The organism is Rhodococcus sp. GQ147 (assembly GCF_059759155.1).
Map to the genome: position 1 here is coordinate 148285 of NZ_JCAXDU010000002.1, position 23782 is coordinate 172066.

At 68.1% G+C, this 23782-nt stretch carries 20 protein-coding genes and 1 pseudogene; 9 read left to right on the forward strand and 12 right to left on the reverse strand.

The features are described from left to right. Positions 1–83: 83 nt before the first annotated feature. Positions 84–263 (forward strand): annotated as a pseudogene (locus AC6CID_RS03165) (GMC oxidoreductase); the annotation flags it as partial. Between the two features lie 55 nt (positions 264–318). Here AC6CID_RS03165 and AC6CID_RS03170 read toward each other — a convergent pair. Next, entirely contained in the window at positions 319–1311 is a 993-nt protein-coding gene (locus AC6CID_RS03170; protein WP_006550608.1) for an isopenicillin N synthase family dioxygenase, read from the reverse strand. Positions 1312–1639: 328 nt separating this feature from the next. On the opposite strand from AC6CID_RS03170, the gene AC6CID_RS03175 reads away from it, so the two are divergent. The 4 genes from AC6CID_RS03175 to AC6CID_RS03190 all read left to right on the forward strand — a co-directional run bounded on the left by AC6CID_RS03175 (position 1640) and on the right by AC6CID_RS03190 (position 6333). Beyond that, complete coding sequence (locus tag AC6CID_RS03175) at positions 1640–3211, forward strand: ABC transporter ATP-binding protein (protein ID WP_498353554.1); 1572 nt, start codon at positions 1640–1642, stop codon at positions 3209–3211. Beyond that, positions 3208–4281, forward strand: coding sequence for an ABC transporter permease (locus AC6CID_RS03180; RefSeq protein WP_498353555.1), 1074 nt, complete (start codon positions 3208–3210; stop codon positions 4279–4281). Before AC6CID_RS03175 ends, AC6CID_RS03180 begins: the two co-directional genes overlap by 4 nt. Further along, positions 4278–5240 (forward strand): ABC transporter permease, encoded by a 963-nt coding sequence (locus AC6CID_RS03185; protein WP_145692698.1) that lies wholly within the window; start codon positions 4278–4280, stop codon positions 5238–5240. Before AC6CID_RS03180 ends, AC6CID_RS03185 begins: the two co-directional genes overlap by 4 nt. A 70-nt stretch (positions 5241–5310) precedes the next feature. Next, the gene (locus AC6CID_RS03190) at positions 5311–6333 is read left to right on the forward strand and encodes a BMP family protein (protein ID WP_498353556.1); all 1023 of its coding nucleotides are present in this window, start codon (positions 5311–5313) and stop codon (positions 6331–6333) included. Positions 6334–6446: 113 nt separating this feature from the next. On the opposite strand, the gene AC6CID_RS03195 is transcribed toward AC6CID_RS03190, so the two are convergent. The 9 genes from AC6CID_RS03195 to AC6CID_RS03235 all read right to left on the reverse strand — a co-directional run bounded on the left by AC6CID_RS03195 (position 6447) and on the right by AC6CID_RS03235 (position 15058). Further along, positions 6447–7184 (reverse strand): alpha/beta fold hydrolase, encoded by a 738-nt coding sequence (locus AC6CID_RS03195; RefSeq protein WP_231412171.1) that lies wholly within the window; start codon positions 7182–7184, stop codon positions 6447–6449. Further along, the gene (locus AC6CID_RS03200) at positions 7181–8236 is read right to left on the reverse strand and encodes an isopenicillin N synthase family dioxygenase (protein ID WP_498353557.1); all 1056 of its coding nucleotides are present in this window, start codon (positions 8234–8236) and stop codon (positions 7181–7183) included. Before AC6CID_RS03200 ends, AC6CID_RS03195 begins: the two co-directional genes overlap by 4 nt. Beyond that, on the reverse strand, positions 8217–9611 hold the full coding sequence (locus AC6CID_RS03205; protein ID WP_064060648.1) for a uracil-xanthine permease family protein: 1395 nt from the start codon (positions 9609–9611) through the stop codon (positions 8217–8219). The genes AC6CID_RS03200 and AC6CID_RS03205 overlap by 20 nt, the downstream gene beginning before the upstream one ends. A gap of 127 nt (positions 9612–9738) precedes the next feature. Continuing rightward, on the reverse strand, positions 9739–10707 hold the full coding sequence (alc, locus tag AC6CID_RS03210; RefSeq protein WP_482127279.1) for an allantoicase: 969 nt from the start codon (positions 10705–10707) through the stop codon (positions 9739–9741). Beyond that, on the reverse strand, positions 10704–12056 hold the full coding sequence (allB, locus tag AC6CID_RS03215; protein ID WP_498353558.1) for an allantoinase AllB: 1353 nt from the start codon (positions 12054–12056) through the stop codon (positions 10704–10706). Before allB ends, alc begins: the two co-directional genes overlap by 4 nt. Then, positions 12053–13327, reverse strand: a complete 1275-nt coding sequence (locus AC6CID_RS03220) for a DUF6986 family protein (protein ID WP_498353559.1) — start codon at positions 13325–13327, stop codon at positions 12053–12055. Before AC6CID_RS03220 ends, allB begins: the two co-directional genes overlap by 4 nt. Before the next feature lie 86 nt (positions 13328–13413). Continuing rightward, positions 13414–14022 (reverse strand): ATP-dependent Clp protease proteolytic subunit, encoded by a 609-nt coding sequence (locus AC6CID_RS03225; protein ID WP_064060652.1) that lies wholly within the window; start codon positions 14020–14022, stop codon positions 13414–13416. Beyond that, on the reverse strand, positions 14019–14627 hold the full coding sequence (locus AC6CID_RS03230; protein ID WP_064060653.1) for a ClpP family protease: 609 nt from the start codon (positions 14625–14627) through the stop codon (positions 14019–14021). The genes AC6CID_RS03225 and AC6CID_RS03230 overlap by 4 nt, the downstream gene beginning before the upstream one ends. Positions 14628–14704: 77 nt before the next feature. Next, positions 14705–15058 (reverse strand): hypothetical protein, encoded by a 354-nt coding sequence (locus AC6CID_RS03235; RefSeq protein WP_006550622.1) that lies wholly within the window; start codon positions 15056–15058, stop codon positions 14705–14707. Positions 15059–15743: 685 nt separating this feature from the next. Between AC6CID_RS03235 and AC6CID_RS03240 the strand changes: the two genes are divergently transcribed. Then, entirely contained in the window at positions 15744–17270 is a 1527-nt protein-coding gene (locus AC6CID_RS03240; protein WP_006550623.1) for an acyl--CoA ligase family protein, read from the forward strand. Between the two features lie 25 nt (positions 17271–17295). Here AC6CID_RS03240 and AC6CID_RS03245 read toward each other — a convergent pair whose 3' ends face one another. After that, positions 17296–18618 (reverse strand): MFS transporter, encoded by a 1323-nt coding sequence (locus AC6CID_RS03245; RefSeq protein ID WP_064060654.1) that lies wholly within the window; start codon positions 18616–18618, stop codon positions 17296–17298. Positions 18619–18651: 33 nt separating this feature from the next. After that, positions 18652–19140 (reverse strand): VOC family protein, encoded by a 489-nt coding sequence (locus AC6CID_RS03250; RefSeq protein WP_019288011.1) that lies wholly within the window; start codon positions 19138–19140, stop codon positions 18652–18654. 140 nt (positions 19141–19280) lie between these two features. Between AC6CID_RS03250 and AC6CID_RS03255 the strand changes: the two genes are divergently transcribed. From AC6CID_RS03255 to AC6CID_RS03265, 3 genes are all read left to right on the forward strand, one after another. Beyond that, positions 19281–20153, forward strand: a complete 873-nt coding sequence (locus tag AC6CID_RS03255) for an SDR family NAD(P)-dependent oxidoreductase (RefSeq protein WP_064060656.1) — start codon at positions 19281–19283, stop codon at positions 20151–20153. A gap of 32 nt (positions 20154–20185) precedes the next feature. Continuing rightward, positions 20186–22171: an ATP-binding protein gene (locus tag AC6CID_RS03260; protein ID WP_498353560.1), complete on the forward strand. Its 1986-nt coding sequence runs from the start codon at positions 20186–20188 to the stop codon at positions 22169–22171. A 150-nt stretch (positions 22172–22321) separates the two neighbouring features. After that, the gene (locus AC6CID_RS03265; protein WP_498353561.1) at positions 22322–23764 is read left to right on the forward strand and encodes an FAD-dependent oxidoreductase; all 1443 of its coding nucleotides are present in this window, start codon (positions 22322–22324) and stop codon (positions 23762–23764) included. The last annotated feature ends 18 nt before the right edge of the window (positions 23765–23782 follow it).

A 23782-nucleotide genomic window follows, 5' to 3' on the forward strand; every position in this document is an offset into this window, starting at 1 on the left:
CACGACATCGGTCTCGTTCGTTGTACGGCCGGACACGCAACGCAGCCGTACCACGAAGTTGATGCAGCGGGGTCGATTCGACTCATCACGCTGTGTGCGCGATGGGCGTGGGATCCGACGCCGTCGTCGACCCGGACCTGCGGGTCCACGGCGTGGACGGACTGCGCGTCGTCGACGCCTCCGTCATCCCGGTGCTCCCGTCGTGCAACACCAACGCCCCCGTGATCGCCCTCGCCGAGCGCGCGGCCTCGCTGATCACCGGAACCGAGAGGAGACTGTCGTCTGGGATTACGAGAACGGCGCCGCCGGGCCGGAGAACTACTTGGAGACGAAGACGGTGTGCTTGTCGATCTGACCGTCGGTCGGGGCCCCGAGGTATGCGTGCGTCGCTTCGAACCGCGATTGAAGGTACTCGCCGGCCCCGATCGGTGGATGGATCGGCTCCGCGCCCGGTTCGACACAGGTCGGGATCGCCTCGATCACGGCGTGGTAGTCCGGGGTGACGAAATAGGGCAGCGAATAACGGTGTCCGTGTGTGGGATTCAGCACACGATGGCGGGTGGAGACGTAGCGGTGGTTGGTCCACCGGGCGATCATGTCGCCGAGGTTGACGATCAGCGCGTCGGGCGGGGTCACGACGTCGATCCATCCGCCGCCTCGCGCGGCGACCTGCAGCCCACCGATGTCGTTCTGGGCGAGCAGTGTCAACGAGCCGTAGTCGGTGTGGGGCGCGACGCCGAGTGTGGTATCGCCGACAGGAACGGGTGCGTAGTGCAGCATACGGAGCGACCCGAGCGGGTCGGTGAACATCGGCACGAAGGCGTCGGCGTCGAGGCCGAGAGCGAGTGCGAGACCGCGCATGAGGTGGGCGTTGATGTCCAGACACGCCTTCGCGTACTCGTCGGCGACACTCTTGAAGTCGGGCATCAGCGAGGCGGGCCACTGTGCCGGACCGTGCAGCGGCGTACCCGCCATCACCTCCGGATGATCGGCCGCACGGTCGGTGGTGATGTCGAGGGCCTCCTTGCCGTCGGCTCCGACGGTGGGGTCGAGTGCCTCGGTCTTCGGCGGCACATATCCGCTGTGACAGGTGGATCTCGCGATGGCGATCTCCATCTTCTCCTCGAAAGGCAGCGCGAAGAAGCGCCGCGCCTGCTCCATCGTCGCCGCGCGGAGGTCGGGGTCGAGTCCGTGACCGGTGACGACGAAGAACCCGAGGTCGGTACACGCGGCGTCGAGCGCGCCGACGACGGCGTGCGGGTCGCTCCCGTCGCGCAGCGGACGCAGATCGATGAGAGGCAGGGCTTCCATGGGTGACTCCTGGACAGAGCGGACGGGTGATCGCTCCGAGTCAACTCCTGCGATACTGCGGATCCGTCTCGCTGAGGTGAGGACCGTGTTACGGGTTCCCGGACCGCGCCCCGACGCAGAGCACCGGGCGAGCCGGATCGAGGAAGTCCGACGGCGACCGTCCGAGCGACGCGATCCTGTTCCGGCACTGCATTCTCCGTCGGCATCACGAACTTCATTCCCTTCCGCCGCCCGAAACACAATCGTCATGAATCGGACACGACCGCTCAACTACCAACCTGGATCGTCTCGACTCGACACATAGCGATTACTCGGAAGGCCCCACCGTATGGTGACAGCAACTTCGACCGCGAGCATCACCACCACTGCGGGAGTGACAGAATCGGTTCCCGCCGAGGGCGTCGTGATGCGCGGTATCCACCGGTCCTTCGGTGAGAACACCGTCCTGCGCGACGTGTCGTTGCATGTGCGCCCCGGCGAGGTCTACGCACTGCTCGGCGAGAACGGCGCCGGCAAGTCGACCCTGATGCGCATCCTCACCGGGCTTCTCCCGCCCGACTCCGGTTCCATTGCGGTGGACGGAAAGTCGCTCATCGACGGAGGCCGGAAACGGATCGCGATGGTCCACCAGCACTTCATGCTCGTGCCGAGCATGACGGTTGCGGAGAACTTCCTGCTCGGCCGGTCCCGCGGAGTGATCGGCCGGAAGCGCCTGCGGCGCAACGAGGCCGAGATCGCCGCCCTCGCGAAGGACACCGGTCTCGCCTGCGACCCCACCGCACGCGTGGAGAACCTGTCGGTCGGCGAGCAGCAGCGCGTCGAGATCCTCCGAGCCCTGCACCTGGGCGCCCGTTACCTGCTGCTCGACGAACCGACCGCGAATCTGGCTCCGGCCGAGGTGCACTCACTGCTCGCACAGGTCCGCCGACTCGCCGCCGAACGCGGCGTCGGGATCGTGCTCATCACTCACCATCTGGAAGAGGTCCTCGAGGCCGCCGATCGGGTCGGTGTGCTGCGGGGAGGACGGCTCGTCGCCGAACGCCCCATCCGCGGGAACGGCGCCGAGAGGGTCACCACCGCCGAACTCGCCCGCGACATGGTCGGCCGTGAGGTCGGGCTCGGTATCCGCCGTGCGGCCACCGAACCGGCCGGGAACCGGATGCTCGAACTGGTCGGTGTGTCCGTCCCCGGTCAGTTGCACGACGTGACCCTGCGGGTCGCATCCGGGCAGCTCGTCGCCGTCGCCGGCGTCGAGGGCAACGGCCAGTCCGCCCTCGAGGACGTCCTGTCCGGGCTCTCCCCCGACTCCACCGGTGCGGTGGTCGTCGCCGAACGGGAGATCGACTCCTCGTCCCCCCGCGCGATGCGCGAGGCCGGTGTCGGCATCGTCCCCGCCGACCGCTACACCCGGGGACTGATCAAGTCGTTGGGAATCGACACCAATCTCGCGATCGACAGCTACACCGATCCCCCGCTCGCCCGTCGCTGGGGCCGCCTGTCGCGGGCAGCCGTCCGCGAACGCGCCGAGCGCATCATCGCCGCCCTGTCGGTCAAGGCCCAGAGCCCGCGCACGCTCGCCGGCACCCTGTCCGGTGGGCACGCCCAGCGCGTGGTGCTCGGCCGGGTCCTCGACGGTGAGCCGGACGTCCTCGTCGTCGCCCAGCCCACCCGCGGTCTCGACATCGGCGCCACCGAGTTCGTCTGGGACACGCTCGTCGACCATCGCTCCCGGGGCGCCGCGATCCTGCTCATCTCGTCCGATCTCGACGAGATCTGCAGCCTCGCCGACAGGATCGTCGTGCTCTACCGCGGACGGATCGTCGCCGAGTTCGACGAAGGCCCGTTCGACCGCGAAGCCCTCGGCTCGGCCATGGGCGGATTCCAGGAGGCCGCAGCATGACCGCCACGCTCAGCCCACCGGTGACGACGCCACCCGAGCCGCCCACCGCGTCGCGGATCCGGAGTCTCACGACCACTATCGGGGTGCCGCTACTCGCCGTCGCCGTCGGTCTCGCGGCGGGCGGGATCCTCATCGTCCTCGCGGGCGGTGATCCGGGGCAGGCCTACGCGACGATGCTCGACGCCGCTCTCGGCGGCGATACGCAGCTCGGCCGCCTGCTCACGGGTATGACGCCGCTCGTCCTCATGGGTCTCGGCTACGCGATCGCGTACCGCACCGGCTTCATCACCATCGGCGCGCAGGGCCATTACGACGTCGGCGCGATCACCGCGACGGCCGTGGTGCTGAGCATGCCGTTGGGGACGAGCTGGATCGCGATCCCGATCGTCGCCGTCACCGCCGCGGCCGCAGGTGCGTGCATCGGCGGCATCGCAGGCGTGCTGAAGGCGCGGCTCGGGGTCAACGAGATCATCTCGTCGCTCATGCTCAACTACCTCGTCTTCTACACACTGGCGTGGGCGGTGCGCAAACCCCTCGCCAACCCCAACGGTTTCACCCCCGAGTCCGAGCGCATCCCCGACTGGGCGGCGCTCGCGACGATCCCCGGCACCCGCATCCACATCGGTGTGTTCGTCGCGATCGCAGCGGTGCCGCTGGTGTGGTGGCTCATGCGTTCGACCCGGTTCGGCTTCGCGTCGCAGATCGTCGGTGAGAGCCCGAGCGTCGCCGAGGCCAACGGCATCTCCGTCGCCCGCACCGTGGTCACCTCCGCTCTGATCAGCGGCGCCCTCGGCGGTATCGCCGGAGCGATCATGTTGCTGGGCAGTGAGTTCCGCCTGTCCCTGGCGATCTCGTCCGGGATCGGGTTCACCGCGATCGTGGTGGCGCTGCTCGGGCGTCGCAATCCGTTCGGCATCGTCCTCGCCGCGGCGCTGGTCTCCGGGCTCACTCTCGGCAGTCAGGCGGTGCAGCGCACCCAGGAGATCCCCGCGTCCATCGGCACCGTCGTCCAGGCAGTGATGATCCTGACGGTGCTGCTCGCCAACCGAATCGTGGAGCGTGCCCGATGAACTGGTCCGACGTCCTGGGCGCCGGTGCGCTCGTCCCGCTGTTCACCGCCGCGCTGCGTCTGGCGGTGCCGATCATCCTCGCCGCCGCCGGCGCGTGCCTCGCCGAGCGCTCGGGGCTGATGAACCTCGGTATCGAGGGACAGATGATGGTCGGCGCGATCATCGCGTTCGTGACGGTGTACTACACCGGGCAACCGATGCTCGGCGCCGCCACCGGTGCCGCCGCGGGCCTGGTGATCGCCGCGATCGTCGGCTATCTGACGATCACGATGGCCGTCGACCAGATCATCACGGGCATCTCGGTGGTGATCCTCGGGACCGGCCTCGCGTCCTTCCTGTACCTGCAGGTGTTCGGCGTGACCGGCACACCGCCGCGCATCCAGGGCACCACGCCCCTCGACCTTCCGGTGCTGTCCGACCTGCCGGTGCTCGGCCCGGTCGTGTTCTCGCAGTCCCCGCTCGTCTACCTCGCGCTCGCGATCGTCGTCGCCCTGTGGTGGGTGCTCACCCGCACGGCTTTCGGCCTGTCGATCCGCGCGGCCGGGGAGAGCCCCGAGGCCGCCGACTCGGTGGGCGTCTCCGTCCCCCGTACCCGGTGGAGCACGCTGCTGATCTCCGGCGCCGCAGCGGGTATGGCCGGCGCGCTCGTCATCGACGGCCTGGGCTTCTTCCAGGACGGCATCACCGGTGGTCGCGGCTGGATCGCGCTCGGTGTCGTCATCCTCGCCCGGTGGAATCCGCTCGGCGCCATCGCCGGTGGCTTCATGTTCGGTCTCGTCGACGCCTTCCAGTTGCGCGTGCAGGCCGCATCCGGTGGGCAGGCCACATCGGTGCCGTACGAGCTGTTCCAGGCCATGCCGTACGCGGTGACGCTGCTCGCGGTCATCGCCACCACCGTGTGGTTCTCGCGCAGCAATTCCCCGAAGGCGCTCGGCGTCCCGTTCGTCCCCGCGAAATAGCTTTCCGTCAGCTTTCCCGTCAGTCATGGGGCTCGTAGTCGCGAGCCCTCCCTTCCCCGAGGAGAACCACGTGAAGAAATTGGGTACCGCTGTGGCGGCCGCCGCCGTCGTCGGAGCCGCCGTGACCGGGTGTTCGAGCTCCGACTCCGGTGGGAGCGGCTCGGCCGACGGGGTCGTCAAGGCCGCGATCATCACCTCGGGTCCGGTCAACGACGTCGGCTGGAACCAGGGCATGGTCGAGGGCGCCGAGAAACTCGAAGCGGAAGGTCTCATCGACCTGACGGTGGTGCAACAGGATTCGGGCGCGACCTCGGAGCAGATCGCCCAGATCGTCACCGACCTCGCGGAGGACGGCAACCAGCTCATCGTCGGCCACTCGTTCAATTACGGCGAACCCATCAAGGGCATCATCGCCGACTACCCCGACGTGCTGTTCGCCTATCCCGGCGGCTTCGGCGACATCACCGCCAACCTCGCCGACTACAGCCAGCCGTTCTATCAGGGTTCGTTCCTCACCGGCATCCTCGCCGGCGACCTGACGGAGACCGGCATCCTCGCCGGCACCGCCGGTTTCGAGATCCCGGTGTGCAAGGCCCAGATCGAGGCGTTCGCCGACGGCGCGCGCCTGACCTACAAGGGCCCCGGTGAGATCCAGTTGCGTCCGTCCTACATCGGCGGATGGTCCGACGCGGCGGCCCAGACCATCGAGGCCGTCAACGCCCTCGTCGACCAGGGCGCCGACCAGTTCTCCACGTGCGGTGTCGACGCGGCCACCATCGAGGGCGCCAAGCAGCGCGGTGTCGGCGTCGCCGGCTACACGATGGATCAGACCCCGCTGGCACCCCAGAACGTCGTCTCCTCCGTCGTGTGGAATCTCGACGAGGTCCTCCGCGCGATGATCGCCGACGTCGAGGCCGGCAACGTCGACCCGGCGAAGTACTACGAGGTGGACATCACCGAAGGCGGCCTGGACGTCGTCATCAATCCGGCCTTCGCCGACAAGATCTCGCCCGAGGCGATGGCGCTGTTCGAGGAGTACCGCGAGAGGATCATGGCCGGCGAGTTCGAGGTCGAGTACAAGGGCGGCGACTGACCCGGAGCACCTCCTGTAGAACGAACGAGACCGACCTTGTGCGCGATTTCCCACCGGATTTCGCACACAACGTCGGTCTCGTTCCGTAGCTTCGACCTTTGTGAAGATCCGACCTATGTTCGGACGCGCTCCGCGCACCACTCCACCAGCGCCGCCGCGAGGTCGTCGCGGGCGGACAGCTGTGGCGCATGGTCGGACTCGAGCGACACGACCTGCGCACCCGGGGTGAGGCGTTGCATCCCCCGTTGGGTGACGAGGGGAACCGAACGATCCAGTGTCGCTTCGACGTACAGGCGTGGCAGGCGCCCGAATCGTTCCGGTGTCCAGCTGGGCGCCATGAGCCGGGTGGTCTCGAGTTGCGGCACGAGTCGGCGCGCGGCACCGATCGCGTCGGCCGAATCCGCCTCGTGGAAGAACACCGCCGCACCGGCCTCCGGGGGCACGATCGTCCCGCGACCGTCCTCGGTGGGTTCGAGCCATCGCGAGATGCCCACCGGCGATTCGAGACCGATTCCGTCGCAGAGCATCCCGAAGTCGACCCCGGACGGAAGCATCATCCCCGCCACATAGGCGACCCCGGTGACACGCTCGGGTAGCATCTCCGCGACCTGCGTGACGACGATGCCGCCACCGGAATGGCCGACGAGGATCACCGGACCGTCGAGTCCGGCAACGTGGTCGGCCACCACCGCGGCGACGTCGTCGAGCGTCACGTCGTCGGCACCCCACGATCCGACACCGGGAAGCCCGAGCGGGTGTGGGACGTGCCCGGCCCGACGGAGCGGTTCGAGCAGTGTGTCCCACACCCAACTTCCGGCCCACGCGCCGTGCACGAGCACGACATGACTCACTCGCGGTTCTCCCCCGTCGCCGCCAGCACCCGGGCGGCTTCCCGCACAGCAGCGGTGTTGGCCTTGCCGTGCCGCGACCCGGCGAGCTTCGCTTTGATGTGATCGCGGATCAGGATGGGTTCATAGGGTTCCAGGCCCGCATATTCGGGCAACGTGGAGACCACCGCGTCGACGTTGCCGTCGTGGAAGAACGCCACCGAACGACGGCGCCGGATCCTCCCGTCGACGATCGGCGGCTTGACGCGGTGCAGCGTCGACATCCACCGGTCGTCGGTGATGCGGGCGGTGAGATCGCCGAGATTGACCAGCAGGGCGCCGGGCAGCGGTTCGACGTCGTGCCAGATGCCGTCGGTGCCGAGCACCTGCAGCCCTGCGACCCGGTCGGCCCACAGCACGGTGACGATCCCGAAGTCGGTGTGCTCGCCCATGCCGGTGAGGTCGCCGTCGAGGTCGACGGTGCCTTCGGGCAGCGCGTAGTTGTTCATGCGCAGCACGTCGATCGAGTGGTCGGTGAGCCGCTCGAAGTAGTCGGGGGCCTGCCCGAGCGCGTCGGCGAAGATCCGGGTGAGGGTCCGCGCGACCCGCGAAGCCTCGGTGAAATAGGTCTGCACACGGTCCTCGAAGCCGGGGACGTCGGGCCAGACGTTGATTCCGTAGTCGTCCTCCGACAGGTCCAGGTGGGCGAACGACCGGGCCTCCACGCCGACGTTGTACGCCTCGAAGAAATCGTTCATTCGGCTGGCGGATTCGACGCCGAGGCTCAGGCTCAGCGACTCGCTCTTCGGCGGGCTGTACCCGCGGTTCGCACCCACCACCCGATACTGCTGCTTGTCGTCCATCGGCAGACCGAAGAAGTCGTCGAGGGCATCGGCGAGGCCGTCGACCACCGGATCGGAAATGCCGTGTCCGAGAATCTGAACGAATCCCACACGGCTGCAGGCTTCGTCGATCTCACGGGCGACACGAGCTCGTTCGGCCTCGTCGCCGGCCCGAACGTACGGGCCGATGTCGACGGCGGGAACGACGAAGGCGTCAGACGGCGACTGGTTCATGGGCAACTCCGTTGGGAGAGATGGTACCGGCCGAGGTGACGGGGGCCGGCGTGCCGGACCGGGACGCGCGAGCCAGTGTCCCGAGACGAGTGTGGTTCAACAGCAGGTTCAACGAGAACGCCGCGATCGCGGCGAGCGTGATGCCGCTGCCGAGCAGGATCTGCGCAGCGGACGGGAAGCGCTCGAACATGCCCTCGGCGAGTTCGGGCAGCAGACCCACACCCACCGCGACGGCGGCGATCGTCGAGTTGATGCGGTCGGACAGGTCCACCGAGCGCAGCGTGTTGATGCCCACGAGGGCGACGGTGGCGAACAGGATCAGGCCGACACCGCCGACCACCGGCTTCGGCAGCGCCGCGACCACCGAGCTCACCTTGGGCAACGCGCCGAGGACCACGAGGATCGCACCCGATGTGGCGGTGACGTAGCGGCTGTAGACGCGGGTGGTGGCGACCGCACCGACGTTCTGGGTGAAGACGGTGTCGACGAAGGCATTGAAGACACCCGCGAGCACGGCGGACGCTCCGTCGCCGGCGAGTCCACGAGCGATGTCGCCCTTGCTGACGCGCTTGCCGGTGATCTCGGCGACGGCGAGCATGCTCGCGGTGGACTCGGCGAAGACCACTGCCATGACGATGCTCATGGCGACGACCGCGGTGATCGGGAATTCCGGCGCACCGAAGTGGAAGGGCGCGGGCAGACCCACCCACGACGAACCGGTCACGCCGCCGAGGTCGATCAGGCCGAGCGGGACCGCGACGACCGTGCCGACGGCGAGGGCGATCAAGACCCCGAGCTGGGCCCAGATGCCGCGACCGAGGCACAGGAAGGCAACGGCGACGCCGATCACCAGCACGGCCAGGGCGATGTTGGTGGGCGAGGCGAAGGTGGGCGACGACGGGTCGGTACCGACGATCAACCCACCGGCCACGCCGATGAGCGAGATTCCTACGACGGTGAGAACGGCACCGGTGACGAGCGGCGGGAAGAAACGGATGATCCTGGCGAAAGGCCAGGCCAGGGCGAGACCGACGATGCCGCCGATCAGCATGGAGCCGTAGACGGCCTGCAGGCCGTATTCCTTCGCGATGAGGATCATCGGCGTCAGGCCGGCGAAGGTCGCACCGCAGACGATGGGTAGGCGGACACCGATGAGTTTGCCGACACCGAGGCTCTGGACGATGGTGATCAGACCGGCGATCAACAGGTCGGCGCTGATGAGCATCGCGATGGTGTCGCGGTCGAGTCCGACGGCCGCGCCGAAGACCAACGGGACGGTGATGCATCCGGTGTACATGATCAGGACATGCTGGAGGCCGAACGTGAACTGCCGGACGAACGGCAGCCGCGCGTCGACGGGGTGCGGTGAGGTCATATGAACGCTCCCATTTCGGATGCAGTGCTGTATACGGTGCGGGATACAGCTTGGGGGCCGAAGTTTTCGGGCTCGAGTCATCGTGTTTCGCGCGGGTAAGAAACCACTCACCGCACCCGCGTCGGGGCTAGGTCAGTCGTCCGTTCACACGCAGACGGGCGATGCCGCCGTCGGGATAGACGTCGAGCCGCACGAACTCCACCGGTGTCGGCGAATCGACACGGAAACGGTGCCGACAGTCCGGGAGCAACGTTGTCCGCGGCACGAGTTCGACCCAGGACGATTCGTCGGACATCGCGTCCTCACCGGGAATTCCGCTCAGACGCGCCGCCCCCGGTGCGTTGCCGACGAAATAGGAGGTGTCGATCTCGACGTGGTCGACGCAGCCCTGCCCGGCGAGGCGGATCACGACGTAGTCGTTGCCGTCGTCGCGGCGACGGGCGTTCTCCCAGCCTTCTCCCATGTGCCGCGAGCGACCGAGACCGATGATGTTGCGCGGCGACGAATAGAAGCGGTTCGAACACGCGAAGACGTCGCCACCGTTCTCGAGGGCCGCGAGATCGATTGTGCCCGTGAGGAAGGCCGGGTCCGGGCGAGCATGGCCGTGCACCCGGAAGCGGGCCACACCGCCGTCTGGAAAGATGTTCAGGCGCAGGTGCGTCCAACGCCGGTCGTCGTCCACCGCGAAGGCATTCGCGGTGTCGCCATTCAGGGCCACCCGCTCGAGGACCGGTTCCCACGGGGCGTCCAGGAGTGCTCGGTCAGTCTGATGGCCGTCGAGGTTCACCCCGTCGACGGACGCGTAGGGCGGGTAGTTGCCGGTGAACCAGGCGGTGTCGATCACGACGCCCTCGACGACACCAGGAACTCCGAGCCGGACCACCGCGAAGTCGTGCCCGGGTTCGCGGCGACGCCGGGTCTCCCACCCGTCGTAGACCTTCCCCTTGTGCCCGAACTCCGACGGATCGAAATCCGGTGCGCCCGGCGAGATCAAATTCTCGCGACTCGCGAAGAACTCGTCGTTCGCGTACACGACGGCCCCGCCCAGCGATCGCGCGGCGAGATCGGGCAGTTGCAGGAAAGCTGCTTCGGTCAACGGTTTTCCTTTCGGGAGAGCAGCGCACCACGCGGTGCGGGGTCGGTGGCGCCGAGGGTGACGGTGAGCGGTTCACCGGCGAGCCAGGTCTGCCGCACGACCCCGGACAGCGCGCGTTCGGCGTAGGGCGTCACGGCATTGCGGTGGTGCAGTCGCTCCGGGAAGACCACGAAGGCGTCGTCGGGCGCGAAGACGCACAGATCGGCACTGTTGCCCACAGCGATCGCACCGCGGTCGGCCAGGCCCACGAGAGCCGCGGTGCGACCGGCCGTCCAGCGCACCACGTCGACGAGTGTGTGCCCGCGCTTGCGGGCCTCCGACCACACGATGGGCAGTCCGAGTTGCAGCGACGAGATACCGCCCCATGCCTCACCGAAGTCGCCGGTGACGAACTTCTTCAGTTCCGGCAGACACGGCGAGTGATCGGAGACGATGCAGTCGAGTGTGCCGTCGGCCAGGCCGCGCCACAGCGCTTCCCGGTTGCGGGCCTCACGGATCGGCGGACAGCACTTGAAATGTGTGGAGCCGTCGAGGATCTCCTCGCTGAACAGCGACAGGTAGTGCGGGCAGGTCTCCGCGGTGACGGGCAGGCCCTCGGCCTTCGCCGCGGCGACGAGCGGAAGGCTTCCCGCGTCCGACAGGTGCAGGATGTGCACGCGGCATCTGGTCTGCCGCGCACCGTCGATCACCTGGGCGACGGCACGGGACTCGGCGACCGGTGGTCGCGAGTACAGGAAGTCGTCGTAGCGGGGTCCGGCCGGCGGGTCCTGCGCGTCGAGGGTCGGTCCGTCCTCGGCGTGCACGATGAGCAGGCCACCGAAGCCGACGATCACGCGCATCGCCTCGATCATCTGCTCACGATCGAGCGGCGGGTACTCGTCGAGACCCGAATACGCGAGGAAGCATTTGAATCCGTACACCCCCGCTTCCCAGAGCGGTTCGAGATCGGCGAGGTTGCCGGGGATCGCACCGCCCCAGAATCCGACGTCGACGGTGACTTGCTCGGCCGCGACCTTCTGTTTCACCTCGAGGGCCGCCACGTCGACGGTGGACGGGATGGAGTTGAGGGGCATGTCGACGATCGTCGTCACTCCCCCGGCCGCGGCGGCACGCGTGGCCGTCGCGAAACCCTCCCATTCGGTGCGGCCGGGTTCGTTGACGTGGACGTGCGTGTCCACGAGACCGGGGAGCAGCACCTCGTCGTCGGCGAGGACGATCTCCCGTACATCGGCCGGAGCGGCACCGTCGTATTCCTCGATCGCGACGATGCGGCCGTCGCGCACGTGGACGGCGCAGCTGCGTTCCTCGTCCCCCACCACAGCGCGTCGCGCGCGGATCACGGTGGTCATCGCGTCACCGCCGTCGGTCGACCCGCGAGCCGGGCCAGGTGGTCGAGATTCGTGCCGGTGCGATCGCATACTTCCTTCTCGGTGAGAGCTCCGCAGCTCGTTCCCCGCAGGAGGAAGGCGGCGAGAGCACGGGCGGTGGCGGGTTCGTCGAGATACCCCGACGACAGGGCCGGGTCGATGTAGGCCGCGACGCGTCCCGCGGCGGTGGACAGTGACCGGCGGTAGAACGCGAAGGTCGCGGCGTAGCGGGTGGGCAACTGCGCCGGATGCAGGTCCCAGCCCTGGTAGAAGCCGCGGCGCAGCGACCGGTCGATCAGGCGGGCGTGCAGTCCCCATGCCGCGCGGATCTCGTCGCGGGTGCCGACGGGAAGGCGATTGGTGGACCCATCGGACAACCGCACCCCGGTGCCCGCTGCCGCAACCTGCATCGTGGCCTTGGCGTGGTCGGCGACGGGGTGGTCCATCGCCTGGTACTCGGCGGCGATGTCGCACGCGGCCGAGTAGTCATAGGTGCCGTAGTGCAGTCCCGAACAGCGGCCCCGGGCCGCTCGGATCATGGTGGCGACGGCAGCGGTGCCATCGGGTCCGCAGATCGCCTGCGGCGTCTCGATCTGGATCTCGAACCGCAGGGGCGCGGCGAGCGGGTAGGTGGACTCGAGATGCTCGCAGACGGTCACCATAGCGGCGACCTGTTCGGGCGCGGTGACCTTGGGCAGCGTGACGACGAATCCGTCGGGGAGAGAGCACTTTCCGGTCAGTTCGGCGACGAAGGAGTCGAGCGTGCGCAGTCCGCGGCGCCGGGTGGCGGCCTCGAAGGACTTGAACCGGATGCCGACGAAGGGTGTCGCGGTGGGATCGGTCGCGAGCGCGGCGGCGGCGCGGGCGACGTGGGCGTCCTCGTCGGCGTCCCGTTCGTGCTCCGGAATGCCGGGGCGGGTGAACCCGTCCTCGAAGTCGATGCGCAGATCCTCGATCGGTTCGGTGCGCAGTTTGGCCTCCACGAGAGGGAGGACGGCGTCGGCCAGTTCGGGTTCGATGCCGGTGACCGCGGCGAGGTCCGCGGGACCGTCGATGTGGGTGTCGAGGACGTCGAGCGCGTCGGCTCCCCATCGTGCCGCGATCCCGGCGTCGTAGCGGTCGGCCGGGACGTAGACGGTGTGCACTGGTTGGCGGGCACCGTCGGTCCCGGGATAGGTCGCAGTGTATGCCGCGTCGGTGTCCGCGAGCTGCGCGTCGAGCGCAGCCGCAAGCCTGTGCAATCCTGTCGGCACCCGAACTCCTGTCCTGAATCCACGGCTGTATACGTCGTGGTGCGCCGACGTTATCGGCGCCAGGTCATGTGCTCGGTTAACTGCGGTTACGGGCCCGTTACACATCCGTCCCGGTCGACGACGACGTGATCGGCGAGGCCGTAGGCCACCGCCTCGGTCGGCGAGAAGATCCGGTCGCGATCGGTATCGCGGCGCAGTCGGTCGATGTCGCGCCCGGTGTGCGTGGCCAGGATCTCCTCGGTCTGGGCCCGCACCCTCATCACCTCCGCCGCCTGCAGGGCCAGATCGGAGATGGTGCCCTGCCCCTGCGCCGACGGCTGGTGCAGCAGCACCCGCGAATGTGCGAGCACGTGCCGGCGACCGGGGGCTCCGGCCGCGAGCAGCACGGCGACCGCCGAAGCGGCCTGTCCCATGCAATAGGTCGCGACCTTCGGACGCAGGAACTGCATGGTGTCGTAGATCGCGAGCATCGCGGTGGACGATCCACCGGGCGAATTGATGTACAGGCCGATCTCCCGGTCGGGAGATTCGGCCTCGAGATGCAGCATCTGGGCCATCACGACGTTGGCGACCCCGTCGTCGATCTCGGTGCCGAGGAAGACGATGCGTTCGTTGAGCAACCGGCTGAAGACGTCGAACGACCGCTCGCCCGCCGGGGTGCGTTCGATGACGTTGGGGATCGTGTAGGTGCTCATCGTCCCAGTCCCATCTGTCGTCCCGCGACGAACGGCGCCAGTTCGGCGAGCGAACCGACGACCGTGTCGACGATGCCGTACTCGCGTGCCTGTTCGGCGGTGAACCACCGGTCGCGGTCGCTGTCGCGTTCGATTTCTTCGAGTGAATGCCCGGTGGCGTCCGAGAGGATCTGCTGCGACGGCAGTTTCATGTACTCGAGATTTTCGGCCTGGATCGCGATGTCGACGGCCGTCCCCGAGAATTCGGCCGAGGGTTGGTGCATCATGATCCGGCTGTGGGTGAGGCTCGCGCGTTTGCCCTTGGTGCCCGCCGCGAGCAGGACCTGGCCCATACTGGCGGCGAATCCCGCTGCCACCGTGACGATGTCGTTGGGGACGAGTTGCATCGTGTCGTAGATGGCGAGGCCGGCGAAGACGGATCCGCCGGGTGAGTTGATATGCAGGACGATGTCGCGCCGGTCGTCGGCGGAGGCGAGCAGGACGAGTTCCGAGCAGACGCGCTCGGCCATCTCGTCGTCCACCTCTCCGGTCAGTCGCAGGATGCGCTGACGGAAGAGCCTGTCGGCCAGTTGGTCCCGGTACGAGAATGGTTCGGTGGTCGTCATGCAGCCAGCCTGACCCCCGATGGGTGCGAACCGGCGGTTCGTCTGCTCACGGCAGACGGACCGGTCGTTCCGGCAGATCAGTCCCCCGCGGACCGGACGGCGCTGATCACCACCGCGACGAGGACGGCCAGCAGAAGGAGCACGAGCAGGACCGGTCCGAGCAGCAGCACCAGCGTGATCACGACGGCCAGGCCGATCTTCGCCTTGGTGCTGAGTCCGGAAATCAGCCCGCCCAGCGCGGCGAGGGCCGGATTGCGACCCTCCAGCGCGGCTCGGATGCCGGCGAGGACCGCCTGCAATCCCACGCCGCCGCTGGTGACCTCGCCGAGGAGCGAGTCCACCCATCCGCGGATCTTCCGGATCAGTCTCGCCCCGAGTCCCCGGAGTTCGGCCAGTGCGCTGCGGACACCGGCCCGCAGCGCATCCTTCAACCTCTCGAGGAGCGATGTGGGTTCCGGCTGTGCCTGCTCGGGTCGGGTCTGCTCGGATCGTGTCCGCTCACGTCCGGGGCGGGTGGGTTTCCCTGCCCGGGCGTCGTTCGCCGGCGGACGCGGTCGTCGTCTCTCCTTCGGAGGCGCCGGCTTCACACGAGAGCGGGGCGTGGCGTCCGAACGGGTCGATGTCCGAGTGGTCGATCGGGATGAGGTTCGGGTCGAGGTGCGCCGCGAGCCGGTTCCGGGGTCGCGGTCCCGACGCCGTGCAGCGGGTTCGGGTTCGCGGGTGCGACGCCGCGCGGTGGGCTCGGGCTCGCGAGGTCGACGGCTGCGCGTCCGCACAGGCTCGACGGGAGTCTCCGTCTCCGTGGCCCTCGCGCGCGTCGCGGTCGGCCGCCGCGCCGGACGGGAGGTTCGGCGGGCTTCGTTCTGCCGAGCACTCATACCACTCGCCTTCTCTCGTGGACGAGCACGGTGCCTTTCAGTGAACGCCGGATTCCGGGTCCGGTCAACGGCAGACGGAGCGTTCAGCCGGTACGGAAAAAGGGGTGGACCCTGTTCAAGATCGGTAACGGCTCTTGGAAGAATGGTCATCGCCCTCACAGCACACGGGGAGGTGTGCGCATCATCGTTCGCGATGGGGAGTGCGCGCGCGACGTAATCCGAAGGAGCACCGACAGACGTGACCGAGCAATTCAGTTTCGAAACACTCACGCCCACGGCATTTCTCGACCGTTCCGCCCGGGTCTTCCGTGACGACCTCGCAGTGGTGGACGGCGACATCCGTCGCACCTATGCCGAATTGCGCGATCGGTGCCTGCGACAGTCGGGCATGCTGCACGCTCTCGGTGTCGAGCCCGGCGACCGTGTCGCAGTACTCGCGCCGAACACCTCGCTGATGCTCGAGGCGCACTACGGTGTGCTCTACGCGGGCGCCGTGCTCGTCTCGCTCAACACGCGCCTCACCGCGCCGGAACTGCGGTTCATTCTCGAGCACTCGGGCAGCCGGGTCCTGCTCGTCGAGGAGTCGCTGGCCGACCTGGCCCGCGAGGCCACGGCCGATCTGCCGTCGATCACGGTCGTCGGCGACGACTACGAGGACAAGCTCGCCGCCGCCCGTCATCGGTGCGTGCCGCTCGCCGACGAGCGCACCATGATCGCCCTGAACTACACGTCCGGCACGACGGGTGATCCGAAGGGCGTGATGTACCACGCGCGCGGCGCCTACCTGCAGGCCCTGGCGATGGTCGCGCATTTCGGGCTCGACAGCGGATCCACCTATCTGTGGACGCTGCCTATGTTCCACTGCAACGGCTGGACGTTCACCTGGGCCGTCACAGCAGCCGGTGGCACGCACGTGTGCCTGCCCAAGGTCGACCCCGAGCGGATCTGGGATCTCGTGCGCACCGAGAACGTCACGCACCTGTGCGGCGCGCCGACCGTTCTCGCGTCGCTGGTCGACGCCCCGAATGCGGGCGGCATCGACCATCGTGTCGTCGCGGCGATCGGTGGCGCACCGCCGGCGCCCGCCCTCATCGAGCGGTGCACCGCGCTCGGACTCGACATCACGCACCTGTACGGGCTCACCGAGACGTACGGCCCGGCGGCGATCTGCGAGTGGCGTTCGGAATGGGACGTCCTCCCCGAGGACGAGAAGGCACGGCTGCGCTCGCGGCAGGGCGTGGGCAACGTCGTGGCCGGCGAACTCCGCATCGTCGACCCGATGGGATCCGACGTTCCCGCCGACGGTGAGACGACCGGTGAGATCGCGCTGCGCGGCAACAACGTGATGCTCGGTTACTACAACAACCCGGACGCGACCGCCCGCGCCGTGCCGGACGGCTGGTTCCGCACCGGCGACATCGGCGTCATGCATCCGGACGGCTACATCGAGATCCGCGACCGCGCGAAGGACGTCATCATCTCCGGTGGCGAGAACATCTCGTCCGTCGAGGTCGAAGCGGCGCTCATCAGCCATCCGGCCGTTCTCGAGGCCGCCGTCGTCGCGGCGCCGAGCGAGAAGTGGGGCGAACGTCCCGTCGCCTACGTGGCACTGCGCAGCGGCGCGAGTGCCGACGAAGCGGAACTGCGCGCGCATGTGCGTTCGCAGCTCGCCGGTTTCAAGGTTCCCGACAGCATCGTCTTCGGTGCCCTGCCGAAGACCGCCTCGGGCAAGATCCGCAAGGTCGAACTGCGCGAGCGTCTCTGAGCACCGGCCGGGGCGGTTCCCGACGTCACCTCTCGTCGAGAACCGTCCCGGCCCGCTCGGGCAGCGTGAATGCCGCGACCGCGGCGACGACGAACGATGCCGCGAACGCACCGAAGACGAGACCGTTGCCGCCGGCGCCCAGCAGCACCGGCACCAGCAGCGGCGCGATGATCGACGCGAGCCGCCCGAAGGCCGCCGCCGAACCGGTGCCCGCGCCCCGCACCGGCGTGGGATACAGCTCGGGTCCGATCGCGTACAGGGCACCCCACGCGCCCAGGTTGAAGAACGACAGCGCCATGCCCGCCGCGACGATCGTCGACGGAGTCTCGGCGAGCCCGAACAGCCCCGCCGAGACTGCCGATCCGGCGAGGAAGACCCCCAGAGTCAGGCGGCGTCCCCACACCTCGATCAGCCACGCCGCGACGCCGTAGCCCGGTAGCTGGGCGAGCGTGATGAGCAGCGTGTAGCCGAACGAGGTGACCAGGTCGAAGCCCTGCGCGACGAGCAGGCTCGGCAGCCAGATGAACGCGCCGTAGTACGAGAAGTTGATGCCGAACCACACGATCCACAGCGCCGCCGTGCGGCGGCGCAGGTTCGGCGCCCACACCGAGCCTCGGGGTGCGCGCTCGACTTCCGCGACGGTCCGGACGGGCTGTTCGTCCTCCGGAACGGACGTGACACCGGCCGAGCGCTCGTAGTCGCGCACGATCGCCTCAGCTTCCGCGTGCCGTCCGCGACTCTCGAGATAGCGCACCGATTCGGGTAGGCCGAACCGGACGACGAGGGCGTAGGCAGCCGGGACGAGCCCGACGGCGAGCGCCCACCGCCACCCGTTGTCGCCGGCAGGAACGACGAGATAACCGACGAGAGCGGCCAGGAGCCAGCCGACCGCCCAGAACGCCTCGAGGGCCACGACCACGCGTCCTCGCACCTTGCGGGGCGCGAACTCACTGACCAGCGTCGACGCGACCGGCAGTTCGGCGCCGAGACCGAGTCCGACGACGAACCGCAGGACGATGAGCATCGCCACCGAGGTCGACAGCGCCGCCGCGCCGGTCGCGAGACCGTAGACGAGCAGCGTCGCGGCGAAGACCTGCCGGCGTCCGATGCGGTCGGCGAGCAGACCACCGAGGGACGCACCGATCGCCATGCCGACGAAGCCGATGGATCCGATCCACGAGAGCTGCGTCGACGACAGATCCCACTGCACGGCCAGGGCTGCCATGACGAACGAGATCAACCCGACGTCCATGGCGTCGAGGGCCCAGCCCACGCCGGAGCCGGTCAGCAGGCGGCGATGTCTGCCGGTGAACGGCAGGTCGTCGAGCCGCTGGGTGCGAGTGGTCATGCACCGAAACGTACCGCAGCGCTCGGGCGCCGATCAGCCGCGCGCGGCGGCCTCCAGCGCCGACACGTCGATCCGGCGCATCTTCATCATCGCGGCGGTCACGCGCTTCGCGACCTCCGGATCGGGGTCGGCGAGCAGTTCGTTCAGCCGTTTCGGTACCACCTGCCACGACAGGCCGTACTTGTCCTTCAACCATCCGCAGGCGGATTCCTCGCCGCCGTCGGCGGTCAGCGCGTACCAGTAGTGGTCGGCCTCCTCCTGATCGGCGCAGTCGATCTGGAGGGACACCGCTTCGGAGAACCGGAACTGCGGTCCCCCGTTGAGTCCGTAGAAGACCTGACCGTCGAGGAAGAACTCGACCGTCATCGGGGTCCCGGGCGGGACCGGGATGTCGCCTCCGGTGGACTCTTCGGTGTAGCGGGTGATCTCACCGATCTCGGAGTTGGGGAAGATGCCGATGTAGAAGTTCGCGGCCTCCTCGGCGTTCATGTCGAACCACAACCACGGAGTGATCCTGGGCATCGTGACTCCTCGTGTCGTCGAATGTGTTCCACTGTCACGAAGGCAGACCCTGTCCGGCCCGGATTCTCATCGCCGTGCGCACTCGCAGGCCGAGCCGCAGGGCTCCCGTGCTCGTAGGGGGAACGCATGCCCCAACGGTTATGACCGGAGGCACGTCGGGTTTCGGGGCGATCGCCGCCGAACGGATCTCGGGCGCAGACGGGATTCGCCTCGTCCACAGTGCCCGGCACGCCGCATCCACCGGAGAGGCACTACCGCTCGATCTGTCCTCCCTCGATTCCGTTCGTACCTTCGCGGCGACGGTTCGCGAGCGGAGCGACCGGATCGACGGGCTCGTGCTGAACGCCGGGATGATCCGGAGCGACGTCGCCGCGCGGACCGTCGACGGTTTCGAGACGACCTTCGTCGTCAACCATCTCGCCCACTACCTGCTGCTGCGCCCGTTGCTTCCGGCTCTGGCGGACCGGGCCGTCGTCGTTGCGACCACCAGCGGCACACGCGACCCCGCGACCGGTGCGGGACTGGTACCGCCACGACATGGCGACGCCGGGTTGCTCGCCCACCCTGAACGGGATCCCGACCTCGATACGCATCCCCGCAAGGCCGGACAGCACGCCTACACCGCCTCGAAACTGTGCACCGTCCTCACGATGCGGAGGTTGTCGAAGGACGACACGGTTCGAGCCGGACGGATCACCGCGGTCGCCTTCGATCCCGGCCAGGTCTTCGGAACCGGTCTGGCACGAGCACTCCCCACTCCGATGCGACTGGCGTGGCGCGGCCTCGGGACGCGGGCCGGCATGTTCCTCCGCATCGTGCAGGACACCTTCAACACGCAGACCGAAGCCGGGAACACGCTCGCAGACCTCGTTCTCGGTGACATCGACGTTCCGGACGGCCGGGGTTATCTCGCACTGCGCCGCGGCGAACCGTCGGTGCTCGCTCGCAGCGACGAGCAGGCCGAACGGTCGTGGCGCGAGAGCGCACGGCTCGTCGGACTGCCCGACCGTTAGGTGTAGGTCCCCCGGGCGTAGTATCGGGTGGCATGGGGAGCGCCTCGCGGTCCTCACGGCCTCTCAGCGATCGTCTCGCCGCACGGGCGCGACGTGTGTTCGTCGGTCGCGATGCCGAACTCGAGATCGTTCGCTCCGCACTGGACTCCCCCGAACCCTCGATCGCCGTGCTGTACCTGTACGGTCCGGGAGGCATCGGCAAGACCTGCTTGCTCGGCGCGATCTCCGATCTTGCGGAACGGAGCCATCGCGCGGTGACTGTGATCGACGGGCGCAACACGGATGCGTCGCCCGGCTCGGTCCTCGCGTCGGTGGATCGCCACATCGGCGACCGGCCGAGGGTGCTCCTCCTGGACTCGTACGAGCGGCTACGCGTGCTCGACGACTGGATCCGAACCGATTTTCTTCCCGGCCTTCCTGCGACGACGCTGACGGTGATCGCCGATAGGTCACCGCCCTCCGCGGGATGGCGCACCGATCCGGGTTGGGGTGATCTGCTCCGGATCGTGTCTCTCAGGAATTTCGACCCCGCTACGAGCGCCGCCTACCTCACCGCTGCGCGGGTTCCCGAGGAACTGCACGACGAGATCATCGGGGCAACGCACGGACATCCGCTCGGGCTCGGTCTGCTCACGGATGTCTTCGTCCGAGGAGGCGATGTACGTGTGCCGTGGCCTCCGGATCTCGTCGGGATGTTGCTCCGACGGTTTCTCGATACCGAGCCGGGGATCGCACATCGCCGCGCCCTGGAAGTGTGTGCGCTCGCCCGGGTGACCACCGAAGCCCTGCTGCGTGACGCCCTCGAGCTCACCGATGCACACGCCGAGTTCGAATGGCTCCGTGAGCTGTCGTTCGTCGAAGCAGGGCCGGACGGATTGTTTCCCCACGATCTGGCACGCGATGTCCTCGACGCCGATCTGCGCTGGCGCGATCCCGATGCCTACCGGTACACCTTCCACCGCGTGTGGAAGGGCATTCGCCGCGGTCTCGATTCTGCAGGAGAATGCGAACAGCAGCAGGCCATTGTGGACCTGAAGTTCGTGTTCCGCAATCTCCCCGGTGTGCTGTCGCCAGTGGATTGGCAGTCGTGGGGAAGCGCGCAACCCGAACGTGCGGAGCAGGCCGATCACTCCGCGATCGTCGATCTCGTGCGGACGTCGGAGGGAGACGAATCCGCGGTGCATGCGCGACGATGGCTCGAGCGACAACCCGAGGGTTTCTTCGTGTTGCGCGACACCGACGGATCGATACGTGGTGTGCTCGGTCTGTTGGAACTCTCGCGAGCGTCACCCGAGGATGTCCGTGCCGACCCGGCGACGCGAGCCGCGTGGGATTTCGCCCGGCGGACAGCGCCTTCCCGTCCCGGCGAGTGTGTCGCGATCACACGCATCGTCATCGACCGCGCTGACTACCAGAATCCTTCTCCGACAATGAACTCGGTTCCGGTGCTCACCTTCCAGCGCTATTTCACCCTGCCGCATCTGTCGTGGGACTTCCTGGCGCTGGCGGAGCCCGACCGGTGGAACGAGTACTTCGCGGTCGCAGATCTCCCCCGTGCCGAAGGAGCGGATTTCACGGTCGGCGATCGTCACTACGGACTGTTCGCTCACGACTTCCGCCGTCGGGATGTCGACGAGTGGCTCACCGTCGTAACCGATCGTGCTCTGGTTCAGGGGCACAGCGGTCCCGAGCCCACGATGTCCCTGCCTCTCGCGCTGTCGGAGAAAGAATTCGCGGAGGCGGTCCGAAATGCGCTGCACGACCTCCGTCGGCCCGATCTCCTCTCTCGTAACCCCTGTTGCACACGAGGGTCCTCCACAAACGGTCCTCTCCCGACGATCCCGATCCGGTGGTGCTGCGCGCGCTCCTTCGTGAGGCGATCGATTCCTTGGCGAGCGACCCTCGGGACGACAAACTCTTCCGCGCGGTGGACCGCACGTACGTGCGCGGCGCAGCAACACAGGAAGCAGCGGCAGCCAGACTCGGGCTGCCGTTCAGTACGTACCGCCGACATCTGACCCGCGGCGTCACCCGCGTCGTCGGATGGCTGTGGGATCTGGAGGTGTACGGCGAGGCACCGTCCGGCCGTGAGCACATGTGAGCAGGTTCCGGCCTGTCGACCGAGCACCTTCCGCAGCGACGATCGATTCCGAGGAGGAGGTGTGATCATGCCGATCGGAGAGCGCGCCGTGGTTCTCGGCGCGAGCATGAGCGGATTGTCGGCGGCCCGTGTCCTGTCGGACAGGTTCGCCGAGGTGACGGTGATCGATCGTGACCGGCTGCCGTCCACGGACGAACCACGCCGTGGGGTGCCCCAGGGACGGCACATCCACGTGCTGATCTCACGGGGACAGCAACTCCTCGAGGAGATGTTCCCCGGGTTGTCACAGGAGCTGACCGCTGCAGGCGTTCCCACCCTCGACCACCTGGGCGACGTACGGTGGATTCTCAGTGGTCACCGGATTCGTCAGGGGCCGAGCGGTCTTCGAGTACTGGCAGCCGGCCGTTCGCTGCTGGAGCGCCGGATTCGTGACCGTGTGGCCGCGTTGGCGAACGTCGAGATCGTCGAACGGTGTGATGCCGCGGGTCTCGTCGCGACCGCGGACCGCAGCCGGGTGGTCGGTGCGCGGATCATCCGCCATGCCGACGGAAGCGCCGAGCAGGTGCTCGATACCGACCTCGTCGTCGATGCGACCGGACGCGGATCCCGCGCCTCCGAATGGCTCGGGAGACAGGGCTGCCCGCAGCCCCGGGTCGACACCGTCGAACTCGATGTCGGCTACGCCACCGCGGTGTTCCGTGCGTCTTCGGTTGCACTCGGCAGCGACCGGGGCATCGTCATGGCGCCCACGCCCGAACATCCACGCGGTGCCGCCCTGCTCACCCTCGAATCAGATCGGTGCATGGTGGCCCTGATCGGGGTCCGCGGCGAAACCGTGCCGGCGACCCGGAGGGACTATCTCGAATTCGCACGGTCCCTGAGGTACCCGGACGTGTACGACGCGATCGCGGATGCCGAATGGGTCGAGGATGTCGTCCGGTATCGCTTCCGGGCGAGCACGTGGCATCGCTACGACCTTCTCGACCGATTTCCCGACGGATTCCTCGTCCTCGGCGACGCGTTCTGCAGTTTCGATCCGATCTATGCCCAGGGGATGGCGGTCGCCGCCCTCGAAGCCACCGCAATGGGCCGCCTCCTCGACGACCACGGGCCGTCCGCTGCCGTTCAGCGGAAGCTCGCACGTGTCGTCGACGATGCCTGGGCGATGTCCACCGGTGGCGATCTCGCGTTCCCCGGTGTCGAGGGCCGGCGGGATCCGAAGACGAGGATCGGCAATGCATACGTACCGATGGTGCACGCGGCAGCCGCATACGACACGAAGGTGGGCACAGCGTTCGCTCGGGTGTCCGGACTGCTGGATCCCCCATCGGCATTGATGCGCCCAGGAATCATGGCACGTGTTGTCCGACAGAACATTTCGCATTCGGTCGCGTGGCCGTGGCGCCGAGCCGACGGATCCGCGATGCCGCCTCGCCGGTCGTCTCCGGGACCCGCCGGTCCGGCGGCACGATCTTCGTCCCTCTCGCGGGCCGGGCGCATGCACACGTAGTCGTCGGAGTGGGTATAC

Excerpts from the sequence above, each read along its gene's own strand:
- AC6CID_RS03170 (WP_006550608.1), bottom strand. The coding sequence starts at position 1,311 with ATGGAAGCCCTGCCTCTCATCGATCTGCGTCCGCTGCGCGACGGGAGC.
- AC6CID_RS03250 (WP_019288011.1), bottom strand. The coding sequence starts at position 19,140 with ATGCCCAGGATCACTCCGTGGTTGTGGTTCGACATGAACGCCGAGGAG.
- AC6CID_RS03265 (WP_498353561.1), top strand. The coding sequence starts at position 22,322 with ATGCCGATCGGAGAGCGCGCCGTGGTTCTCGGCGCGAGCATGAGCGGA.
- AC6CID_RS03230 (WP_064060653.1), bottom strand. The coding sequence starts at position 14,627 with ATGACGACCACCGAACCATTCTCGTACCGGGACCAACTGGCCGACAGG.
- AC6CID_RS03260 (WP_498353560.1), top strand. The coding sequence starts at position 20,186 with ATGGGGAGCGCCTCGCGGTCCTCACGGCCTCTCAGCGATCGTCTCGCC.
- allB (WP_498353558.1), bottom strand. The coding sequence starts at position 12,056 with ATGACCACCGTGATCCGCGCGCGACGCGCTGTGGTGGGGGACGAGGAA.
- AC6CID_RS03245 (WP_064060654.1), bottom strand. The coding sequence starts at position 18,618 with ATGACCACTCGCACCCAGCGGCTCGACGACCTGCCGTTCACCGGCAGA.
- AC6CID_RS03225 (WP_064060652.1), bottom strand. The coding sequence starts at position 14,022 with ATGAGCACCTACACGATCCCCAACGTCATCGAACGCACCCCGGCGGGC.
- AC6CID_RS03200 (WP_498353557.1), bottom strand. The coding sequence starts at position 8,236 with ATGAACCAGTCGCCGTCTGACGCCTTCGTCGTTCCCGCCGTCGACATC.
- AC6CID_RS03180 (WP_498353555.1), top strand. The coding sequence starts at position 3,208 with ATGACCGCCACGCTCAGCCCACCGGTGACGACGCCACCCGAGCCGCCC.
- AC6CID_RS03205 (WP_064060648.1), bottom strand. The coding sequence starts at position 9,611 with ATGACCTCACCGCACCCCGTCGACGCGCGGCTGCCGTTCGTCCGGCAG.
- AC6CID_RS03255 (WP_064060656.1), top strand. The coding sequence starts at position 19,281 with ATGACCGGAGGCACGTCGGGTTTCGGGGCGATCGCCGCCGAACGGATC.
- AC6CID_RS03175 (WP_498353554.1), top strand. The coding sequence starts at position 1,640 with ATGGTGACAGCAACTTCGACCGCGAGCATCACCACCACTGCGGGAGTG.
- AC6CID_RS03185 (WP_145692698.1), top strand. The coding sequence starts at position 4,278 with ATGAACTGGTCCGACGTCCTGGGCGCCGGTGCGCTCGTCCCGCTGTTC.